This window comes from Trichocoleus sp. FACHB-40 (assembly GCF_014695915.1).
In the GTDB taxonomy this organism is placed as follows: domain Bacteria; phylum Cyanobacteriota; class Cyanobacteriia; order Cyanobacteriales; family FACHB-T130; genus Funiculus; species Funiculus sociatus.
Genome location: NZ_JACJPF010000117.1, coordinates 12496 through 34503 on the forward strand (window position 1 = coordinate 12496; position 22008 = coordinate 34503).

The window sequence follows — 22008 nt, forward strand, 5'->3', positions numbered from 1 at the left end:
CTAATTAATTAAAGCAATTGTATTGCTAGTAGGATTAAAACATGAATTTAGACAATCTCAAATGGATTAAGTATGTTAACGACCAAGGTGGCAAGGATTGGGCATACGAGGAAGAGAAACTTCATAATATTTTTCCCCTTAACTGGAAAGCAGACCAGATAGAGAATGCCGCAAAAGTTCAGTGCGGCGATCTAATACTTCTACTCCAGAAGGGATTGGTTACTCATTTGGTCGAAGTCAGTGATGATAAACCGTGTAAGGGAGACGATAGCGAATGGGGAGTTGTTCGCCAAGTAAAAGTTATGTGGATTGCGAATCTCAAGGATGAAAACTGTATTCCCAGGCAGCGCGACTTGTTTGGGTATTCGCACAAAGGATATGCAGGCGGAACGGTCAAAAAGCTGGAAAAATTGGAGGATATTCCTCCAACTTGGCATTCGCTTGATATTTTTCGGCGGCACGTTGCAGGACTGCTACGATTAACCGATTAGCGATCGCTCCAACAAATTAAAGTCGAGGCGCGATCGCGCTTTCTGGATGACCACGCTAACTGCGCGATCGCTCTATTGCTAGTGGGTAGGATTCTTGCAGGGAAGAATCAGTTTGGATGACCACGTTAACTGTGCGATCGCTCTATTGCTAGACTGTGGATAACCTCAAATTCTATGTGATTATGGTATCGATTGAGCAACTGATGAAAGAAGCTTTATCTTTGCCGAGTGCGTCGAGAGCGCTTCTGGCAGAAAAGCTAGTTGAAAGCCTTGAATTCGACGTAGACGAAACGATTCAAACACTTTGGACAACTGAAGCCAAGAATCGTAAAGACGAGATCCGAAGTGGTGCAGTTCAGCCACTTCCTGGGGAAGAAGCGTTGGCTGAGGTAAGGCGACTCCTAGAGCAATATTGAGCAATATTTCATTCTAATTGTGGTAGTGATGCACTGTAGTCGAGAACCTGGGTACTCGAAAGATAGAGTTATACAAAAACCACTGGATGTTTGAAGAGTTACTGCAACTTTGATATATGCGATCGCTTCCATAAATTTAGGGAAAAGTGCGATCGCATATATCAGCAGGTAGAGCTTGATATAGCAGAGTGGTCTATCTTAAGACTCTACCCAGTTCTTGAGAAATTTTCTAGCGTGAAGGTATAGCTCACTCAAGCATAGAAAAAAGATTTTTATGACAACCGACGTTTCTACTGACATCAACAAGAACAAAAATATTAATGGATCGCTTTTAACTGGCGCTCTCTTGATTGTTTTGGGGATACTTGCGATCGCTGTACCTAACGTATCGACAATTGTCGCTGAGACTTGGATTGCTTTGATCCTATCTAGCGCGGGAGTTGCCAAGGCAGTCTACGCCTTTCAAACCCGCGATCAAGGCGCTTTCATTTGGAAACTCTTATTGAGCGTCCTCTACATTGCCACAGGCGTGATGCTATTCTTTTACCCCTTAACAGGTGTCCTGACACTGACCCTGTTGCTAGGTAGCTTTTTGTTGACAGAAGGCGTATTCAACCTAATCCTGGCATTCCGGGTGCGTCCGCAACAGAATTGGACATGGGTGCTGACAGATGGGATTATTACGCTGGTGCTGGGTGCAATGATTTGGTTCCAGTGGCCCTTCAATGCGTCTTGGCTGATTGGGACGCTAGTTGGTGCAAGCGTTCTCTCCACAGGGGTTTCCCGCGTGATGCTGTCGCTTAATGCGCGTTCTGCCTTGAATCAGTCTAACCAAGCTGCTTGAGTCTAAAACTCTGTAATCTGGCGTAAGGCGGGTAATGCACTGCAAGAAAATTACCCGCCATCTCGACAGAAGCGATCGCATCCTGATTAACTTCTTATTCTTAACCAGCCAAAAATTTGCTCCGCTGTCAATTGAAGAGGAACACTGTCTAAAACAGCTAAACGATGGTTTTCTTGACACAATCCTGATTGTTGGTTTGGTAGGAAAATTAGTACAGAGCGATCGCCTGCGCCGCAAATCCCGCAGATGAGTAGCGCCTATATGCCAAGATCAACAGAGTAGCGATCGCAAACCTGATCAATGTCTTCAACTCATCCTCCTCTCGATATTCGATTCCAACGCCTGCGCGAGGTACGTGCTGCACTACTGCGCCTTCATAAAAGACTACTCGATTCCGAGCGTGAGGGTTACGAGCAGTCTCACGGACGCATTCGGTCAAACGGAGAGTTTCTTCGGCTTGTTCTCGAAGATGAATGGTTTACCTGGCTGCGTCCGTTCTCTCAATTTATCGTCAAGATTGACGAAGCCTTGAGTCCAAAAGAGTCTATAACATTACAAAAAGCTGACGAGCTGTTAAAGGAAGCTAGTTCCTTGCTTACTCCTTCAGAAGAAGGAAGCGACCGAGAGCAGCGTTACTATCAAGCCATTCAACGCGATCCAGACATTGCATTCATGCACGCACAAATATCAAGCCTATTAGCGACTGAGAGTTAACTAAGCTGCTTGCCTTTTGTCTAAATTAATGACCTATCATCCAAGGGCGTGCATGATGATGATTGTGGTACTTAGAGGATGATGGTTCTGTTGCTTGCGATCGCTTCGCTATCGTTGGTTCTGCACTTTGCTCCACCCGCCGCCGTAAAGCCGAAGGTGTTGTAATCAGGCCAGGTGCTGAGTAAACCCGTTTGGAGATGCGATCGCAAGTAGGACACAGCTTAGGATTAAGCGTTTCACTCATCTTCAACCATGCCTCAAAAATACCGCAGCTTTCACATCGAAATTCGTAAAGTGGCATAACTTTATAACCTCCGTATTAGACATTTTTAGCCGATTGAAGCAGCGCTGGAAAGTTGCAGGTTAAAAATTCTAACCTTCAACCTTCCAATCTTCTAACCTTTAACTAAGTTGGCAAAACATTCCGTTCAAAAATTGCCGTTGGGACTGCAATCGTACAACAAGCATTTGGAATATCTACAATCCCACTAATTCGACCTTCACAGGGTGCCGAACCCAACAACAAATAAATCTGTTCGCCCGTGTAACCAAACTTCTTGAAATACTCAATAGCATTTAAACAAGCCCGCCTATAAGCCACGTGAGCATCCAGGTAATATTGTTTGCCTGTAAATTCGTCAACTGAAATTCCCTCAAATACCAAATATTCTGAGTAACGAGGTTCTACTGGCCCTGGCTTAAAAATAGGGTTAGTCAGGGCGTACTTTTCTACACCACCCTTAATTAATTCCACATGAAGATCGATGTACCCAGCCATCTCAATTGCGCCACAAAATGAGATTTCGCCGTCACCTTGGGAAAAGTGAATATCTCCCATTGAAAGTTTCGCGCCTTCGACGTAAACTGGGAAGTAAATCCGCGAACCTTTTGACAAATTTTTGATATCGCAGTTTCCACCATGTTCGCGGGGTGGAACAGTGCGTGCTGCTTCTTTCGCCACTCGGTCATATTCTGCACCTTTCAACGATCCCAGAATGGCATTTTTCGGGTTTGGTAATTCTGCCAAAGCAGGAATTTCCGGTTTCCAAATCGGGCCCCCACTTGCTACCAGTTCAGCTTCTCGCTTGTTCCACTTCGCTAACAGTTCGTAGGAGGGAGCGCAACCAATCAAACCAGGGTGCGGAATTCCGGCAAATTTCACATCCGGAATATGACGGGATTTTGTATAAATTCCTTGAATATCCCAGATTGCTTTCTGTGCTATTGGATAGTGATCTGTGAGGAAACCGCCGCCGTTTTCTCTGGCAAAAATACCAGTAAAACCCCATTCGTAATCGGGAAGTGTTCCCACGTCTAACAGGTCAACTACAAGAATATCTCCCGGTTCGGCACCATTAACATGAATTGGCCCGCTCAAAACATGAACAACTGACAAATCTACATCTCGAACATCGTCAGAACTATCATTGTTTCCAATTTGTCCGTCTGTCCAATCTTTGCATTCTATGCGGAATACATCACCAGGATTAACAGAAACTACTGCCGGAATATCCGGATGCCAGCGGTTATGACCAACTACATCCTGTTCTGTAAATGGCTTTTTTAGGTCTACTTTGAAGAGAACTTCAGGCATTGTCTTTCCCTTTTGTTTTGTATGGGTTTAACCTGATAGAGTTAACGGTTTTGGAGCTTATATCATGTTTCAGATATCTTTTGTGCTGCTTGTGTTTTTTTGTAAAAAAGCACAAAAAATATAAAACTATGTATTGCGTCAACTTTTATTAATGCTTAGCTGGTAAGCTGACAGGAAATATTTAAAAATAAATTTTTTTATGTAGCTGTAGTAAAATATACAAATGTGCTTTATACTTTGTATATTAATAAAAGTAAAGAAATTGAGTAAAAATATAAAGATAAGGTTGTTTTTTCGCTAGTATGCAAGGAAATAGTTTAATAGGAAAATAATTTTCGGTTAAAGCTAGTTTGCAGGGAGCCATAGTCCCAGTATTTTTAAAAAATTGATGAAAATATTTTTTTACTAAGCTTAAGTTGGTATTAGGACATCCGGATACTTAAGACTATTGTGAGAAGAATTTTACCTAGTATGGCATAGAGGAACAAGATGGTTCACAACCGAGGAATCAGCGATCGCCATCGTCCCTTAAAATGCTATAACCACTTCACCCCTACAGAAGCTAAACTGTGGAAAGCCTTCAAAGATATTACCCCTCGTGCGACATCACGCGGCACCCAGTTAAATCGAAAATGTTACAGCGGCTGCAAAAGCTTAAACCAAAGCTGCTAATTTTTACCTTTGGAGCATCATTACTGCCAGTCATGTTCCTGAGTGCTGTGGCGTGGAGATTTGTGCAGCAGCCGCTTGTTGACTTAGAAAAAACCAGGCTCGACGATCAAGTACTAGCCTTTCGCGGATACACAGCTGCTACTGAGAAAGGGTTACAAAATTTATCCTCAGGCTATGCGCTCTGGAGCGATCTGTTTAATGCCATTAGACAAAAAGATCGGAATTGGATCAAAAAAGAGGTATCAGATCAACTTCTGCTGTCTACCGATGTAGATACGGTGGAAGTGATTAGTAGTTCTGGAGAGGTTTTGGGAGAGCGGGGTGACGCTTTGCGGATTCCTACTGTGGTTGAACGAGTCAATGCCTTAACCACAACTGGCAAATTTGAGGCGGAATTGATTGATACTAGATCGAACCAAATGTTGCTGCTATCAGTAGCGCCCATCTACCGCAGCGACGCTACAGGCAAATCACCGGGAACTTTGATTTTGGGTCAGAATTTAGATGAAGCCTGGTTGCGTAAATTTCTCAATTTTTCCCAACCAACTACTAAGCTAAAAATCATTTCTTTAGATGGTAAGCCGCTGGTTTCTAGCTATGTCCAAGCCAACATCGACTCTTGGGAAGCAACTAACTTAAAGTCGCAGGTTTTACCGGAAATTAAAAAAGGCGAAGCAGTTTATCGAATTGAACCGGGGTCTGGTTTGAATACAGTTTATGCTCCCATCACTTCGGGAGATAAACCTATAGCAATTGCCAAAATTCAGATTGTCTCCAAGTATTTTAATCAAGCATCCATCAACCTCAGCCGCGCGATCGCGGTTGGCTTGGCTTTGGCTATTATGCTTTCAGTAGCGATCGCGCACCTACTTTACAAACAAATCGGCAAACCGATTATCCAACTAGCAGAACGTAGCAAAACCCTAGCTGCTGGCGATTTGAGTTCCCCAATTCCCGGTATTCATGCAGGTGGAGAACTCAGTCAACTTGCTAATGCCTATCAAGAAATGGCCCAAGCGCTCAAAACTCTAATTGACAACCTAGAGCATCGAGTTGTAGAACGCACTCAGGAACTAGAGCAAGCGCGTCAAACATTAGAAGACCGAGTGTATAAGCGAACGCACGAGCTTTGGAAAAAGAATTATCAATTGCAGCAAACTCAGGATCGACTAGAGCATCTTAACAAGCAATTAACTATCAAAGCTGAACAATTGAGCCAAGCCTTATCCCAGTTAAAAAGAGCGCAATCTCAACTGATTCAAACTGAAAAAATGTCTGGTTTAGGTCAATTAGTTGCGGGAATTGCTCACGAGTTTAACAATCCTATTAATTTTATTTACGCCAATCTAGTTTATGTCAATGGCTACACCGAAGAGTTACTTGAACTTATAAACCTATACGAAAAACGCTACCCAGATCCGGAAATTAAACAACATACAGAAGCAATTGATCTGGATTTTTTAACTATCGATCTGCCTAAAGTAATAGGTTCCATGAGGTCAGGCGCTGACCGAGTTCGGGAGATTGTCCAGTGCTTACAAAACTTCTCCCGCCTCGACCAAGCTGGTATAAAGCGCGTTAATATTCACGAGGGAATTGATAACACATTGCTGATTTTGCAGCATCGCTTACATTCTTCAGGCGACAGCAGAGAAGGCGACAGTCTCAATATTGAAGTAATTAAGCAATATGGTAATTTGCCATTAGTGGAATGTTATCCGGCGCAGCTAAATCAGGTTTTTATGAATATCCTTGTCAATGCCATTGACGAATTAAAAAATCTCAAACTCAAGTCTAATAAACAAATTACTATTAATACGAAAATTGGAGAAACAAACCAAATTTTAATTGCAATTAAAGATAACGGTTCAGGTATTCCTTTACAAATTCAACCAAAGGTGTTTGACCCATTCTTTACAACAAAACCTGTCGGTAAAGGCGTAGGTTTAGGGTTAACTGTTTCCTATGAGATTATCGAACAGCATCAAGGAAAAATTAAAATAATTTCCGAACCAGGACAGGGAACAGAGGTACTAATTGAGTTACCGCAGGAAATTAAACAATAAAATTGGTGCTATTAAATATATCAGCAATTAATAATGAACGCTGGATGGCATGGCAAACTTAACTTAGTGTACGCTCAACGGGGAGGTACTACCCAACTAATCCACTCTCAACATCAAGCGCCCCTGAAGGTGCAGCGACCGTTTTATCCTGAAGGAGAAGAGGTTTGTCATAGTGTGATTTTGCATACAGCGGGGGGAGTTGTGGGAGGCGATCGCTTATCCATCGACTTGCGCCTAGAAGACAATGCACAAACCTTGATCACCACCGCAGCCGCAGGTAAAATTTATCGCAGCAATGGACTACAGGCAAGACAAAATATTGAAATTGAGGTAAATGCTGGTGCTGGCGTGGAGTGGCTACCGCAGGAAACTATTATTTTTGATGGCGCGATTTATCGACAAGACTTGAGAGTAGAATTAGCTCTAGGAGCAACCTGGCTCGGTTGGGAGATTACGCGGTTTGGTCGCAGTGCTAGAGGAGAAAGATTTTGCTCTGGAGAGTGGCGATCGCATACCGAAATCTGGCAGCAAGGACACCCCCTTTGGATCGAACGGCTTTGGCTACCCGCAAGCGAAGAAATCTTCAACAGTCCTCACGGCTTGGCAGGACAGCCAGTTGTCGCCAGTCTCGCTTGGGTGGGACAATCGGTGTCATCGGAAATTGTAGAAAAGGCGCGAAACTTGTGGCAAGGACAACCCCACCAGGCAGGTATCACCCGGCTACCGCTTGGGTTATTGTGTCGCTATCGTGGTAGTTCTACCGCCCAGGTGCGAAAATGGTTTACAGACATCTGGCATTTACTGCGCCTATCTTTTAGCGAACGTCCTGCCTGTATACCTAGAGTTTGGCAGATTTGAACGAACCACTTCAGGCATAGAGAACGCAGAGGAGTTTGAGGGGAATTAATGCAACTCACGCCACAGGAAAAGGACAAGTTATTGATTTTTACGGCTGCGTTGTTAGCAGAACGCCGCAAGGAAAGAGGCTTAAAGTTGAATTATCCGGAAGCTGTTGCCTATATTTCTGCGGCAATTTTGGAAGGTGCCAGAGATGGACGTACTGTTGCAGATTTAATGAGTTATGGCACAACGCTGCTAACGCGAGAAGATGTGATGGAAGGTGTATCAGAAATGGTGCATGAAGTGCAGGTGGAAGCAACATTTCCTGATGGCACAAAACTGGTTACAGTTCACAATCCAATTTCTTAGAAGGTGTCTGTGAGTAATTTAAGAAGCGATTTATATTCAGCCTTCTACTATACAGATCCGGCTCCCATAGTTGAGTTTCTGCAATGGCTAGCTGTTTCCTATAATGTATCAAATCCGCCACGAATTCTAGATATCGGTTGTGGCCCAGGCCGAATGCTGCCTGAGTTTGCAAAATTAGGCTGGGAAACAACAGGAATGGAACCCGATCCCGATTATTTTTTTCAAGCTACTCAAGTAGCAGAATCTTGGGAAAACATAACCGTACAGTCTGGTGGTTTTGGTGATATTGATGCAGAAAAAAAATTCGATATTGTTGCTGCTATTAATGGCCCTTTTTACTACTTGCTAAAGCTTGAAGACAGAATTGATGCCTTACAGCGAATATTTCAATCGCTGAAACCTGGGGGTATTATGTTTCTTGCTATGGCTAATTTTTTGTGGATTCTTAAGAATTTTAAACCGCAAATTAAGAGAACAACAACTGTCAACGGCAAAAAAATTCAACTGGTGGTGAATCACTCTATAGACTTTCATAATAGTATTTTTATTGCTGAAGATATCTTTAGCAATGATATAGAAGAAGAAACGTTTAACATTTTTAACGACAATCCAGAAGAAATAGTTGACATTGTTGAAGTTAGTAAATTTGCTATAATTCAACCTTCAGAGTTGCTGTATTTTGTTCAAAAGACTGGTTTTAAAAATATCCAAACTTATAACAGTTACAAAGCTAGAAAAAGCGAAAAATTAACGAGTTCGCATATGATGCTTTCTGCCCAAAAACCGATATAGAAAATTGAGAGGGGTAGGTTTAGGGCGTGGCGTTTGAAGAACGAAACCCAATCTACAACGTATTTTTAAGTAAATTCTATTACTTAATACTAATTCACCTTTGTGATGCCAACGCATAACATACCCCTAACCAGCTTAATAAGGGGTAATAAACTGTTTTGTTCAGGCATAAAGTGAAATTATATCAACGGTAATGCTCTGCCTTGAATTTAATATTAAATAACAATTTTATTGAATATCTATTATTAGCAAATAAATTAGCCTTGCTATAGAAAATTGACGCGATTTAGAAGTAAATCGTTGTAGGAAAAAGGCAAACAAAAATTAATGAGCCTTATGGCAGGCTAGAAATAAGCGTAGCAAATACAAGTAATGCTCTCACCCCAGAGATTTGAAAAAAATCCGGAATAATCTGCCGACGGAAGAATAACTGATAAAAGTGTTACAGAAATGATACATAAGGTAAACGCATAAGCAACATTCACCGCTAAACTAAATTAGTCAAAACACATATAATACCTATTTGCTAGAAATCTTCTAGTGTTACAACAGTGCAGGGTGCTAGGAAAGTTTCCAATAGGGAAGGCAATTTTTTGTATTTTTCTTTACGTATCGAATACTGCACCGGAATAATTACCCATGAATTTTTTTCTAATTAGAGAGCTGCGCTCTGTCTGGCTCAATTTACCAATTCGCTGCCGAGGAGCTATCATCCTGGCTATTCCAGTGAGCTGTCTGCTTTTTTCGCTTGGCCCGTTGTCGTGGCTACAAAAGAATACAGTGCAGGCTCATTACCATGTCCAACAAGCGCAGCAGATACGTTTTGAAACTCATCGCCTACTCAATGCTTTGGTGGATGCAGAAACAGGTATTCGAGGATACAGTCTCACTCGTCAGCGAGAATTTTTAGAACCTTATTCAGCAGCGATCGCAACTATTCCTAAATCATTGGACAAACTAAGCGATCGCGTTAAGTATAAAGAGCAGCGTCAACGACTCCAGAAGATTGAAATTCAGGCGCAGCAACGGATGGAGATGTTAAAGAACACTCTCAACGCTATTAACGATGAAACAACCTCCCCATCCACCCTGAAGAACTTGCTTTTCCAAGGAAAATCCTTAATGGATGAGACTCGTCGGCAAATCAGTATTTTTCAGGAAGAGGAAGAGCGTCTGCTAAAAGAACGCAACCGGCTTTTAACGCGCCAGCAGAGCCTCACTCAGGCGACACTGGGTTTATCCGCCATCATTGGCATTATTGGCGCAATTACAGCAGCTTTTCTGTTTGACCGTCTCGATCGCGAACTAAAATTTCGGGAAGCTGATTTACGCGAACGAGCGATCGCATCTCAAACCCAAGCCGAACAGCTTAATATCACTTTGCAAGAACTACAAGAGGCTCAAGCTAGACTGCTTCAAACCGACCAACTAATTCAGACAGAAAAGATGTCCAGCCTCGGTCAAATGATTGCAGGCGTTGCTCATGAAATCAACAACCCGGTTACATTTATTCATGGCAATTTATCCCACGTCGCTCAATACACCCAAGATTTACTCGACCTTTTGGAACTCTACCAGCGTTATTATGACCAATCAAATCCTGAGATTATCGAGCTGGTGGAGGCAATTGATTTAGAATTCCTTGCCGAGGATTTACCCAAAATTCTCATATCAATGAAAGTTGGTGCTAATCGTATCCGTCAAATCGTTTTGTCATTACAAAGCTTCTCCCGGCGAAATGAAACTATTCGGAGAGTTGTTGATATCCACCAAGGTATTGACAGCACGCTACTAATTTTGCAGCATCGTTTGAACGCTACCGCCTCGCGTCCCTCTATTGAAATTGTTAAAGAGTATGGCAGACTCCCTTTTGTAGAGTGTTATGCCGGATACCTGAATCAAGCGTTTATGAATATTTTAAGTAATGCGATTGATGCTGTTGAGCAATACGAGGTGGAGTTTTCCCCAGACAAAATGAAGCAGCATCCCAGGCGAATCGTCATTCATACACAATTGAATGAGGCTGATAGAGACGCTGATGGCGATCGCGTAGCGATTCGGATTATTGATAATGGGCCTGGAATACCAGAAGAGATTAGAGGACGCATATTTGACCCGTTTTTCACGACCAAACCAGTAGGTCAGGGGGTGGGATTGGGGCTATCCACTAGCTACCAAATTGTGGTAAATAAGCATGGCGGGGAGCTAAAGTGCTTTAGCCAACCTGGACAAGGCACAGAGTTCTGGATTGAAATCCCAGTGACACCTCCGGCAAATTTATCCGTTGATGATATTAGCTCGTTACATCATTTACAAACCTCGTCTATATAGCTTCGTAAATAAAAAACCTTAAGCAATTGGAGTTTAATATGATTCCAGGGGAAATTATTGTACAAGACGGAGAAATTGAACTCAATACAGGCCGTCCTACTCTCAGAGTAATAGTTGCTAATTCAGGCGATCGCCTGAGTAAAACTGATTTTCATCATTATTCCTATGAAGTTTACAATTAATATTGGCTTCGTGGGTTAAACAAAGTTACAGTTTTTTAACTTTATCACCCAATATAGGTTTTATTTGAGGATAGTAGCGCTTTATACTTTGATAGACAGCAAGCATATCTGTGCCTCAGTCCGGGATGTAGTAAGCTAAACCACAATATAATAATTAAGATGAGCTAATAAATCAAAAAATGAAAGCAACCCATCGTCAAAAGCTTATTAATATTTATAAATTGTTTTTAATCAAAAATAATTTTAAAGTTTTGGCTTTACTATCTATTACAGCGTGGGTTGCTCACTTTTTTTATTTTAGAGATTTTGGGCTATATGAAGATGATTATGTTTTTATATCTGATGGCATAGAGGGAGATACATTTTATCTTTGGGACAAATTACAGTATTTTATTTCTTGGCCTCAAGGAAGACCAGTTGGTTTTTATCTAGCTTCATTATTTTCATTTATAGGTTACAACATTGGGGGATTACCAGCTCTTTACTTAACTGGGTTTGCAATTGTCACTCTAAACTCCTACTTATTTTATATAATTCTTAAACGGAAAAGTTCAGAAACATTAGCTTTAATGGGAGGTTTAGCCTTTTGTCTTTTTCCAGCAGACACTACAAAAATTTTATTGACTCATGCTTTTATATTGCAAACATCTTTGACTTTTTTGTTACTTGCAACTTTTTGTTATTTGTCAAATAGAAAAACAATTTCATATTTCTTAATTATGGGGTCTTTGCTTTCCTATGAATCAGTATTTATACTGTTTTTTGCTATTCCTTTATTAAAATATAAATGGACTAAAAAATTAATATATGAACTGGTAAAACACACTTTCATTTTAACTTTTATGATGCTTTTAATAGTACTTATCCGTACATTAACTGGAGAAAGTAGAGTTATTAAAATGAACTCTGAATTATCTTCAATTCCAGAAAAAATAATTTCCTCAATAATTATTGGCTCTAGTACAAGTATGTCTTTATTTTTTAAAACTCCATTTTCAGCTATTTTTGAATGGAATAAAATAACTTGGGTTGTTTTTGTTGTTACTCTAGCTTTTTTTATCTGGATTATTCAAAAATTAGACTTTAATTATTTTGAAGAATTTGAAGATGATTTGCTAGCTAGCACTAATAGTGGCGCTTTAAATAAAAATATTAACTTTGATAGTTATTACTTAAAAATATTAAAACTATTAATAACAGGAGTAATACTGCTTTGTTTTAGCTATCCAATTTCATTTAGCGATCCTCACTATCCACCAGCAACAGAGTATGGCCGCTTTACTTCTGAACATTTGGCTGCAACTTTTGGAGGTTCCCTCATTTTTGCCTGTGTGTCTTCCTTGATTTTTTATATCGCCAATACCAGTCAAAAAAAGAAATGTTTATCTATTATATTAGCTTTTTATTTTTCCATATTAGTTGGATATCATTTTACAATACAAAGGGATTTTAAGCAGAGTTGGCAGAATCAAAGAGAATTTTGGACAGGAGTAATTGCGGCCTCACCCGATATAGATGAAAAAACAGTTATTCTTGTTGTAAACAATCAGCTTCCAGAAACAAAATATATATTAACGCATTCTTGGGCAGATCCAATAGTTTTAGAGCAAATATACCAGCTACCAAACAAGAGATCTCCTGCTGTGTTTGCTGAAAATCCTTGGGATGAATATGCTCGGCCTACATTGTTTATAATTGATAAAAATTGGAAAAAACAAGCTAGTGATGGCAAAATAACTTGGAAGGTAACTAATTTGACTTGGTTCTATTTGGGTGTAGGAAATCTTTGGGACTCAAAAGTAATTATCTTAAATATGATTAATAATAAATTAACTAGAATAGATGACAACATAATAAAAGTCGGAAACAGCTCTGAACTTAATGCTAAAAAGTATAGTTTTAAAAGTACAGTTTTAAAAAGAAGAAAGCTTTTTAATCATCTTATTGATGAAAACGAGTTATATTGAAAGTAATAAGATAGTATAAAAAATAGAGAAAGGAAATGATTCCAGGTGAAATTCTTGTACAAGAAGGAGAAATCGCACTTAATGCGCGTTGTCCCGCAGTAAAGATTCAAGTAGCAAACACTGGCGATCGCCCGATTCAAGTTGGTTCCCACTATCACTTTTTTGAAGTAAATGAAGCCTTAGAATTTGATAGGGAACAAACCAAAGGAATGCGGCTTAATATCCCAGCCGGGACAGCAGTACGCTTTGAACCAGGAGATGAAAAAGAAGTAGAATTAGTACCCTTTGCAGGTAGCCGTCAAGTTTACGGTTTCAATGCGAAAATCAACGGTTCGCTATAAACTTATTAAACGCTTTCGTAACGCCAAAGATATCGGCAAGAAACTCCGCGTACCTTTGCGTTAACCTCCCTTGTACCTTTGCGTTAAAAATAAAAGGAGTGAAGCATGAGTTACCGCATGGATCGCCGCGCCTACGCCGAAACCTTTGGCCCCACAGTAGGCGATCGCGTTCGTCTCGCTGACACAGAATTATTTATCGAAGTCGAACAAGACTTCACCACCTACGGGGATGAAGTGAAATTTGGCGGCGGCAAAGTTATCAGAGACGGGATGGGACAATCCCCCATTTCTAACGCTGCTGGTGCTGTAGATTTAGTCATAACCAACGCCCTAATTCTAGATTGGTGGGGAATTGTTAAAGCCGATATTGGCATTAAAGACGGGCGAATTTTCAAAATTGGTAAAGCGGGAAATCCCTATATTCAAGACAACGTAGATATTATTATTGGCCCAGGAACCGAAGCACTTGCTGGCGAGGGGATGATTCTCACTGCTGGCGGAATTGACAGTCACATTCACTTTATTTGTCCGCAACAAATTGAGGTAGCGATCGCATCCGGCATCACCACTATGATTGGCGGCGGTACTGGCCCCGCCACGGGTACGAATGCTACCACCTGCACCCCTGGCCCCTGGAACATTTACAGAATGTTGCAAGCCGCCGATGCCTTTCCAATTAATCTGGGTTTCTTGGGCAAAGGCAACAGTAGCCAGCCGGAAGGATTGGTAGAGCAAGTTTTAGCCGGAGCGATGGGCTTGAAGCTGCACGAAGACTGGGGAACCACACCCGCAACCATTGATACCTGCTTAAGCGTAGCTGATGAATATGATGTACAAGTAGCAATTCATACCGACACCTTGAACGAAGCTGGTTTTGTGGAAACTACCATCAATGCCTTCAAAAATCGCGTTATCCACACATACCATACGGAAGGTGCTGGGGGAGGTCACGCCCCGGACATCATCAAAGTTTGCGGCGAAGCCAACGTACTACCTTCTTCCACCAATCCTACACGTCCTTACACCGTCAACACCTTAGATGAACACCTGGATATGCTGATGGTCTGCCATCACCTCGATCCAAGCATTCCCGAAGATGTCGCCTTTGCCGAGTCCCGAATTCGGCGCGAGACGATTGCGGCTGAGGATATTCTGCACGATTTAGGCGCATTTAGCATGATTGCCTCAGATTCTCAGGCGATGGGACGAGTAGGTGAGGTAATTATTCGCACATGGCAGACGGCGCACAAAATGAAAGTACAGCGGGGGAACCTCTCCCCAACCCCTCTCCTGCAAGGAGAGGGGCAAGAAAGGGCAGATAATTTTCGGGCGAAGCGCTATGTAGCAAAGTACACGATAAATCCGGCAATCGCTCACGGGATTTCTCAGCACGTCGGTTCAGTAGAAGTGGGGAAACTGGCTGATTTGTGCCTCTGGCGACCAGCATTTTTTGGCGTGAAACCAGAGATGGTGATTAAAGGGGGAGCGATCGCATACTCGCAGATGGGAGATGCCAATGCTAGTATCCCCACCCCGCAACCAGTACATATGCGTCCGATGTTTGCCAGTTTTGGGGGTGCGATCGCTGCCACCTCCCTCACCTTTATTTCCCAAGCTGCCTTAGAAAAAAACATCCCCACTCAACTTGGTTTACAAAAGCCAGCAGTTGGGGTATCTGGTACGCGCCAATTGAGCAAGCGGGACATGAAGCTTAATGATGCTCTCCCTCGCATAGAAGTAGACCCTGAAACCTACGAAGTTAGAGCCGATGGAGAATTACTCACCTGCGAACCCGCAACCATCCTACCCTTAGCGCAACGCTACTTTTTATTTTGATTTTTTGTCTGTTGTGCGTTGTCGCCCAATGGTCAAGAGTCAAGACAACTGATCAATCTTTCAAGACCAAAAACCCTTGCGCGTTTACACGATATTGTTCGCCCACATAGCCAGTGCGTTCATAAAGAATTTGATGAATGTGCTGGTCTAGCTTTGCTTCGTCAGGAATCTGGGGGCGATAAAAGTTTTTCATTTGTTCTTCAATGCCCATGTCATCAAGGCGATCGTGGAGTTTAGTTTTTTTCCCTGAAAAGTAAGCATCTCGCGCAGTTTGATCGTTCAAAAAGCTGATAACAATCGGTAACGGAACGCCACCAACCGTCATTTTCCCGCTGCTTAGCATTACTAACCCAATCGTGGTACAAATAAGCACACAAAAGTAGATGCCCGTTACAAGTTTTACAGGGCCTTTGGGGGAAGGACGGCGATTTGGAGCTTTTTTGTTGCCGATGGTTGGACTTGATTGAGAAGCAGATCGACCCATAGAGATTAACTTTAAATTTTGCTTAAATCTACAACACTGGATTATGCTGTCAATCTATCGATAGTTATATACAGATTTAATTGGGCGGATGTGTCAACCCGAATAAGGCATATTAATAATTAGCTACTTACTGAGAATTATGCAAGATGGCAGAGAAACTTATTTGCTGCTGATGGTTGCGATCACTTTTCAAAGAACTTTTACAAAACTTATGACAATCTACAGTTCACAAAAATTGAAATCCCCAGAGGGTAAAAGATTGTATTCTTCGAGTTTTATCTTTATAGAATTGGAAATACAGCATAGTTTGGCGGCTTTTTCCCAGTTAACAGCCAGATGTATAGGACTCAGAAAAATTTACTGGAGATTGATAATTGGTGAGGAGGAAGAGAAAAGAGTTGCATTATTCTGTTTCCCAGTCCCCAGTTGATAACATAGGTGTTTCACCCATGAATCCCAAGTTGCTTCATCAAACATACGTAAGCTTTTTAGCTATGTCACTGTAGTAAAAATTACTAATCTATTACAGATGGCAGGTAAAAGCTAAAAAAGCTCAGACTACTTGCTTAAAAGGATTCTTAAGAATCCTTCCTGGGAATGAGGCAAAATGATACCTTAGGCGTAAAGAATGATACGTGATAGCTGAAAATTTGAGAAGATTGAATTTTTGATAAGTTTTGTTGTAAACCTACCGTTTCATGAAGAATCATTCGAGTATCACTCAAGCCTCTAAAACTGACCGTATTCTAGTTGTGGATGATTCTCCGGATAATTTGTTTCTCGTTCAAACCATTCTGGAAGAAGAGGGATATCAAATTACATTAGCGGAGAATGGTCGTTCTGCCCTAGCTGAAATCCAACAAGGCCCACCAGACTTAGTATTGTTGGACGTGATGATGCCAGGGATGGATGGCTATGAAGTCACCAAACGAGTACGAGACAATACTAAGTTGCCGTTTATTCCGATTTTACTAATCACGGCTCACGATCACGCCAGCGTCGTGGAAGGATTAGATACAGGTGCGGATGATTTTATTCGTAAACCAGTGCAAGTAGATGAATTGCTGGCGCGGGTGCGATCGCTACTGCGGCTAAAACACAGCGTAGACGAACGCGACCAAATTGCTCGTCAGCGAGAAGATTTTGTCTCCTGGCTCACTCATGACTTGCGGACACCAATAGTCGCAGCTGAGAGGATGCTGGCTTTATTTCAGCAAGGAGCATTGGGAGAACTCGCGCCAGGGATGCAGGAAGCCGTCGTTACAATGGCTCGTAGCAACCGCAACTTACTGGCAATGGTCAACACCTTGCTAGAAGTTTATCGCTATGAAGCAGGTCGTAAGACCCTGACTTTTTCCCCCATTGATCTAAAGCAACTGCTTCAGGAAGTTATTGAAGAACTTACTCCCTTAGCTGGGGAAAAAAATTTGTCTTTGGTGCTGGATGTAGGAGATAAGGACGCTCATAATAAACTTAATAGCAAAGTGGTAGGAGATCGCCTGGAACTTCACCGAGTTTTTACCAACTTAATTGGAAATGCCATCAAGTTTACAGATAAAGGCTCAGTCGTTGTCCGAATGGTACCAGATACTAGCACTGGTGACTCCGATACTCCTTCCCTCCTTATTGAAGTCCAAGACACTGGCCCTGGTATTCCCCCAGAAGATCAAGCAGTATTATTTGAGCGATTTCGTCAAGGGAACCACAAGCGTTCCGGTAGTGGTTTAGGACTACATTTATCTCGTCGGATTGTGGAAGCTCATCAAGGTGCAATTGAGGTTAAATCAGAGTTGGGGAAAGGTAGTTTATTCAGGATTAGCCTTCCTGTTCAACACTGACATGAGAGCCTATTGCGGGGGCAAAGGAGTTTCTTCGCCTCCGTTGGCGATCGCATGGCTTATACTGTTGCTATAGCCAGCGCGTAAGCGTTAGCGCTATCGATTTTATAATACCTAAAATCAAAAATATAAAATCAAGTACAAGAAACCAAAATGCTAAAAGTACCAAAATTTAGTGATGTCCTAGATAAACAGCGCATTTTTTTTGGGACAGGCAAAACCAAAGATATATCTTTTCGGATTGAGCAATTAAAACTATTAAAGAAAGCGATTCTAGATAATAAAGAAGCTATATTAAAGGCTTTGCAATCTGACTTAAACAAACCAGAATTTGAAGCTTATGGCTTGGAGATAGCATTTTGCTTAGAAGAAATAAATAATGCTCTAAAAAATATTAATAACTGGACAAAGCCAAAAAAAATAAAGGCACCAATTACCCAGTTTTTATCCACAGCAAAGATATATTGTGAGCCTTTGGGTGTGGTTCTGATCATTGGCCCCTGGAACTATCCATTTCAACTGGTAATCGCTCCTTTAGTGGCAGCGATCGCATCTGGGAATTGTGCAATTTTAAAACCTTCCGAAATTTCCGCAAACACATCCCACCTGCTAGCTGAAATTATCCTAAAATACTTTAATCCAGAGTTTGTTGCTGTAGTTGAAGGCGGCGTAGACACCAGTCAGCAGCTACTAGAAGAAAAATTTGACCATATCTTCTTCACGGGTAGCGGTGAAATTGGAAAAATTGTCATGGCGGCGGCGGCAAAACATTTGACACCAGTAACGCTAGAACTAGGTGGAAAAACTCCTTGTATTGTTGATGCGAAAACTCACCTGGAATATACAGCTAGACGAATAGTTTGGGGTAAGTTTATGAATGCAGGTCAAACCTGTGTAGCTCCAGATTATCTTTTAGTAGATAGAAAAATTAAAAAAGATTTATTAGAGCAAATCAAAAAATGTATTAGCGAATTTTATGGAGAGAACCCGGAAAAAAGTCCTGATTATGCCAGAATTATTAATCAAAAACACTTTAATCGTCTTTGTAAATTTTTAGACAACGGGGAAATTGTAATTGGTGGAGACACAAATCCATCTGAGAAATACATTGCTCCCACACTGATCGAAGGGGTTGACTGGCAAGATGCAGTGATGCAAGAAGAAATCTTTGGGCCTATTTTACCAGTAATCGAATATACAGAATTAACGGAAGCGATCGCGCTTGTCAACGCCAAACCGAAACCTCTCGCCCTCTACTTCTTCTCAACAGATAAACAAAAGCAACAGAGAGTTTTACACCAGACATCATCAGGGGGTGCCTGCATCAATGATACAGTTATGCACCTTGCTGTCCTAGATTTACCATTTGGCGGTGTTGGGGAGAGCGGTATCGGTAGTTATCATGGCAAAGCAGGTTTTGATACATTTTCCCATCAAAAAAGCGTTCTCAACAAATCTTTCTTGGTTGACGTGAAGTTAAGATACGCTCCCTACCTTGGCAAGCTCAAGTTACTCAAGTCGCTGATTAAATAGTTATCCATTGTCCGTTGGCGTTTGAGAGTTCTCAAGTTGTCAAGGTTGGATTGTTATAACCCGACAACTCTTTGCTGACTGCTGACAGCGGACAACTTGTGATTTAGCTCACTCAAAAATTAACCACTCCATCACGAAGGTTTCCCATAGAACATCACAAATTTCCAGCCGAAGCATCACCAGAAGTTATACAGCCAGACGGAATACTACTTATAGCGCACAAAAGGTAGATTCTATGACCCAAATCTGTGAAGTAGTTAAACAAGTGATTGAAAATGGCTGTTTGACAATTGAAGCCGAAGAGCAACTGCGGCAGCTTTTAGCAATTGACTATGACTTAGAAGACATAGAAGCTTTGACAAAATTGCAGCGCGCAGCAATAGCTGGCTTTGTCAAGCAAGAGTCACGACAATTAATGAGTACGGCAAAAAAGCTTGCGTAGAGAGGTTACAGATAACCTCTCTACGCAGTGAGCGAACATACCCGGCGACTGTTGGCGCGCCCTGCGCGTTAGAGCTTAGTCAAGGGCGAGCAAAAAAAGTTCGGATGATGCGCCAACAATAAAGCCTGCTTGAAGCAGGCTTTATTTATATAACGCAAGGCCGAAGTTATGTTAAGGAAGCGGCACGAAGTGCGCTTTTTAGTTTCTAGCCCTTCGCCTCTAACTAATGACTAATCACCAATGGCTTAATAGCTATATCTCTCTTCCGCCCACGGCTCCCCCCGGCGATGGTAGCCATTCCGCTCCCAAAAACCCAACTCTTCCTGACTGAGAAATTCCAAACCATTAATCCATTTAGCGCTTTTCCAGGCATAGATGTGAGGAACAACAAGCCGCATCGGGCCACCATGTTCGGCGGGTAATGGTTCTCCAAATAGGGTGTGAGCAAAAAAGTTTTCTTCCCGCACAAAGTCGTCCATAGAGATATTGGTGGTGTAGCCGCCATAGCAGTGTTCCATGATATGGGCAGCTTTTGGGTCAACCTCCACCAGCTTCATAAAGTCTGTAACCTTAACGCCAGTCCACTGCACATCGAGTTTAGACCAGCGAGTGACGCAGTGGAAATCAGCAGTAAAGTCATGTTGGGGCATAGCCATAAAGTCTGCCCAACTGAAAGTTTTTTCTTTTGCCAAACCCCAGACGCGAAACTGCCAGGTATCAGCGTTGACGCGGGGAGTATTGCCGTAAGTTAGCACTGGGAACCCTTTGGTCAGATATTGACCAGGAGGAGTGCGATCGCTATCTGGCGATTCTGGTTTTTTGAAAAATTTTCCTAGCATGAGTCAAGTAGAAAAGCGTTTTAGGTACTATATCTACTATGCACAACAGCTAAAAAAATAGCGCCCAAAGGCGCTCGGACATCCCAGCAGGTCGAATTATTCTTCTTCGGCTTCTTCTTCTTGTGTTGGATACACAAACTTAGAACGCCCGCTCAGAATTGACTTGCCCAACGAGAGGGCTTTCTGAGCCTGAATCGTCGCCTTGTGCTTCCAGGTAGCTTTGCGCTTATCGCGCTTGGATTTTGACGTTTTCTTCTTTGGAACAGCCATGATTGTTAATGAGGCAATCGGTTACAGCCTTCCCATTGTAAGAGATTCCTTGACAAGTGCAATCTAGTTAACCTCTCAAGTTTGCTAAAAACCAATTGGGCAGCGACAACTTCATTCTGTGATTACCGCTGTCCATTCGTTCCTCTTGCAGGTGCTGGCGTGGCAGGATTAGGAAGATTCTGTGCTGGATTCGGAATATTCTCTGTGGGATTCGGAATATTCTCTGTGGGATTCGGATTGTTCGTATTTCCCCCTGGAAGCGTTGGTGCAGAAGGAAGTGTCGGCGCGTTGGCACCTGTTCCACCTGGGGCTTGTCCAGTACCAGGAGCAGCTGCGGGGGCAGTTCCGGGCGCCTGGTTTTGTGGAGTGCCTCCAGCACCCGCTCCACCTGGGGTTTGCCCAGTACCAGGAGCAGCTGCGGGGGCAGTTCCAGGTGCCTGGTTTCGTGGAGTACCTCCAGCAGGTGGTCGTGGGATATCTCTAACGTTACCTGGAGTTATAGTTGTTGGGGGAGCTGCCGGTGGCGCGGCTGCTGGTGCTTGTTGAGGAGAGGCTGCTGGTGCTGGTTGGGAGTCTGGTATTACATCATCTCTAAAGCCGAGTAAAGCCTTGGTACTGGGAAAGTAAGTTGCCCAACGAGAGACATCAGGGCGGCTTCTCCATGCGCCGCGATTGACTTTAAGAGCCAGAATTGGCGCGATCGCACCTTGATTTTGCCCCATAATCATCACCGCAACATCTGTTACTAAGATGTCCCGGTCAAAGCTACGCTGTGCTGCGGCTCTCGCTACCGCCTCGGCTCGGCGAATCAAGCCTTCGTAGGTTTCGTTTGGCTGACCGACCATGCGAAGGTCAACACGCGCGGTGTAAGCTTGGGCAATCTGGGGTGCAAGAGCGCTCGACACTAACCACGTTACTCCCGTACAACCCAAGATACCAACTAAACTCAGCGGTGCAAGGAATCGGTGTACAAAAGACTTCCGGGATCTTTTGACCTTAAACTCGATTCCTGGTAGAGCCTTGAAATTAAAAGAGATAGATTCGCCCACAATCGCCACCTACTTTTTACTCACAGCGTGAAATCGCTAACTTTAAGCGTTATTCTTACTAAAGATAATGCCTTACAAAAATGCAATTTACCTCTATC

At 42.4% G+C, this 22008-nt stretch carries 23 protein-coding genes and 1 pseudogene; 18 read left to right on the plus strand and 6 right to left on the minus strand.

Translation table 11 applies throughout. The features are described from left to right. Nucleotides 1-41 precede the first annotated feature (41 nt). The 5 genes from H6F63_RS28200 (at nt 42) to H6F63_RS28220 (ending at nt 2465) form a co-directional block, all read left to right on the plus strand. Complete coding sequence (locus H6F63_RS28200; RefSeq protein ID WP_190640583.1) at nt 42-491, plus strand: hypothetical protein; 450 nt, start codon at nt 42-44, stop codon at nt 489-491. Nucleotides 492-673: 182 nt separating this feature from the next. Next, entirely contained in the window at nt 674-907 is a 234-nt protein-coding gene (locus H6F63_RS28205; RefSeq protein ID WP_190640609.1) for an addiction module protein, read from the plus strand. Nucleotides 908-1181: 274 nt separating this feature from the next. After that, nucleotides 1182-1751: an HdeD family acid-resistance protein gene (locus tag H6F63_RS28210; protein ID WP_190640584.1), complete on the plus strand. Its 570-nt coding sequence runs from the start codon at nt 1182-1184 to the stop codon at nt 1749-1751. Nucleotides 1752-1785: 34 nt separating this feature from the next. Then, entirely contained in the window at nt 1786-2001 is a 216-nt protein-coding gene (locus H6F63_RS28215) for a hypothetical protein (RefSeq protein ID WP_190640585.1), read from the plus strand. A 50-nt stretch (nt 2002-2051) separates the two neighbouring features. Further along, nucleotides 2052-2465, plus strand: a complete 414-nt coding sequence (locus H6F63_RS28220; RefSeq protein ID WP_190443030.1) for a hypothetical protein — start codon at nt 2052-2054, stop codon at nt 2463-2465. Nucleotides 2466-2490: 25 nt separating this feature from the next. On the opposite strand, the gene H6F63_RS28225 is transcribed toward H6F63_RS28220, so the two are convergent. Both H6F63_RS28225 and fmdA read right to left on the minus strand, forming a co-directional pair. Beyond that, the gene (locus tag H6F63_RS28225; RefSeq protein WP_190640586.1) at nt 2491-2766 is read right to left on the minus strand and encodes a zinc ribbon domain-containing protein; all 276 of its coding nucleotides are present in this window, start codon (nt 2764-2766) and stop codon (nt 2491-2493) included. A gap of 105 nt (nt 2767-2871) precedes the next feature. Continuing rightward, nucleotides 2872-4059, minus strand: coding sequence for a formamidase (gene fmdA / locus H6F63_RS28230; RefSeq protein WP_190640587.1), 1188 nt, complete (start codon nt 4057-4059; stop codon nt 2872-2874). A 489-nt stretch (nt 4060-4548) separates the two neighbouring features. Between fmdA and H6F63_RS28235 the strand changes: the two genes are divergently transcribed. The 10 genes and pseudogenes from H6F63_RS28235 to ureC all read left to right on the plus strand — a co-directional run bounded on the left by H6F63_RS28235 (nt 4549) and on the right by ureC (nt 15455). Continuing rightward, the gene (locus H6F63_RS28235) at nt 4549-4731 is read left to right on the plus strand and encodes a hypothetical protein (protein WP_190640588.1); all 183 of its coding nucleotides are present in this window, start codon (nt 4549-4551) and stop codon (nt 4729-4731) included. Further along, nucleotides 4692-6797 (plus strand): ATP-binding protein, encoded by a 2106-nt coding sequence (locus H6F63_RS28240; protein WP_190640589.1) that lies wholly within the window; start codon nt 4692-4694, stop codon nt 6795-6797. The genes H6F63_RS28235 and H6F63_RS28240 overlap by 40 nt, the downstream gene beginning before the upstream one ends. A 33-nt stretch (nt 6798-6830) precedes the next feature. Further along, a complete protein-coding gene (locus tag H6F63_RS28245) occupies nt 6831-7655 on the plus strand; it encodes an urease accessory protein UreD (protein WP_190640590.1) in 825 nt (274 codons plus the stop codon). A gap of 48 nt (nt 7656-7703) precedes the next feature. Beyond that, nucleotides 7704-8006: an urease subunit gamma gene (gene ureA / locus H6F63_RS28250; protein ID WP_190443021.1), complete on the plus strand. Its 303-nt coding sequence runs from the start codon at nt 7704-7706 to the stop codon at nt 8004-8006. Nucleotides 8007-8015: 9 nt separating this feature from the next. Further along, nucleotides 8016-8798 carry a class I SAM-dependent methyltransferase gene (locus tag H6F63_RS28255; protein ID WP_190640591.1) on the plus strand — a complete coding sequence of 261 codons (783 nt, stop codon included), beginning with the start codon at nt 8016-8018 and terminating at the stop codon, nt 8796-8798. A gap of 639 nt (nt 8799-9437) precedes the next feature. Next, nucleotides 9438-11129 (plus strand): CHASE3 domain-containing protein, encoded by a 1692-nt coding sequence (locus tag H6F63_RS28260; RefSeq protein WP_190640592.1) that lies wholly within the window; start codon nt 9438-9440, stop codon nt 11127-11129. Between the two features lie 38 nt (nt 11130-11167). Then, nucleotides 11168-11299 (plus strand): annotated as a pseudogene (locus H6F63_RS28265) (urease subunit beta); the annotation flags it as partial. A gap of 191 nt (nt 11300-11490) precedes the next feature. Further along, nucleotides 11491-13278, plus strand: coding sequence for a hypothetical protein (locus H6F63_RS28270; protein ID WP_190640594.1), 1788 nt, complete (start codon nt 11491-11493; stop codon nt 13276-13278). A gap of 35 nt (nt 13279-13313) precedes the next feature. Continuing rightward, nucleotides 13314-13619, plus strand: a complete 306-nt coding sequence (locus tag H6F63_RS28275) for an urease subunit beta (RefSeq protein ID WP_190640595.1) — start codon at nt 13314-13316, stop codon at nt 13617-13619. 105 nt (nt 13620-13724) lie between these two features. Continuing rightward, complete coding sequence (ureC, locus tag H6F63_RS28280; RefSeq protein ID WP_190640596.1) at nt 13725-15455, plus strand: urease subunit alpha; 1731 nt, start codon at nt 13725-13727, stop codon at nt 15453-15455. A 52-nt stretch (nt 15456-15507) separates the two neighbouring features. On the opposite strand, the gene H6F63_RS28285 is transcribed toward ureC, so the two are convergent. Further along, on the minus strand, nt 15508-15939 hold the full coding sequence (locus tag H6F63_RS28285) for a hypothetical protein (RefSeq protein ID WP_190640597.1): 432 nt from the start codon (nt 15937-15939) through the stop codon (nt 15508-15510). Between the two features lie 698 nt (nt 15940-16637). Between H6F63_RS28285 and H6F63_RS28290 the strand changes: the two genes are divergently transcribed. From H6F63_RS28290 to H6F63_RS28300, 3 genes are all read left to right on the plus strand, one after another. Beyond that, a complete protein-coding gene (locus H6F63_RS28290; RefSeq protein WP_190640598.1) occupies nt 16638-17777 on the plus strand; it encodes a hybrid sensor histidine kinase/response regulator in 1140 nt (379 codons plus the stop codon). A gap of 153 nt (nt 17778-17930) precedes the next feature. Further along, a complete protein-coding gene (locus H6F63_RS28295; protein WP_190640599.1) occupies nt 17931-19310 on the plus strand; it encodes an aldehyde dehydrogenase in 1380 nt (459 codons plus the stop codon). A gap of 235 nt (nt 19311-19545) precedes the next feature. Next, nucleotides 19546-19752: a hypothetical protein gene (locus tag H6F63_RS28300; protein WP_190640600.1), complete on the plus strand. Its 207-nt coding sequence runs from the start codon at nt 19546-19548 to the stop codon at nt 19750-19752. Nucleotides 19753-19997: 245 nt separating this feature from the next. Here the strand turns inward: H6F63_RS28300 and H6F63_RS28305 are convergent, their stop codons facing one another. The 3 genes from H6F63_RS28305 to H6F63_RS28315 form a co-directional block, all read right to left on the minus strand. Beyond that, the gene (locus H6F63_RS28305; RefSeq protein WP_190640601.1) at nt 19998-20591 is read right to left on the minus strand and encodes a sulfite oxidase-like oxidoreductase; all 594 of its coding nucleotides are present in this window, start codon (nt 20589-20591) and stop codon (nt 19998-20000) included. 96 nt (nt 20592-20687) lie between these two features. Next, entirely contained in the window at nt 20688-20861 is a 174-nt protein-coding gene (rpmF, locus tag H6F63_RS28310; RefSeq protein WP_190421102.1) for a 50S ribosomal protein L32, read from the minus strand. A 122-nt stretch (nt 20862-20983) separates the two neighbouring features. Continuing rightward, complete coding sequence (locus H6F63_RS28315) at nt 20984-21910, minus strand: hypothetical protein (RefSeq protein WP_190640602.1); 927 nt, start codon at nt 21908-21910, stop codon at nt 20984-20986. Nucleotides 21911-22008 lie beyond the last annotated feature (98 nt).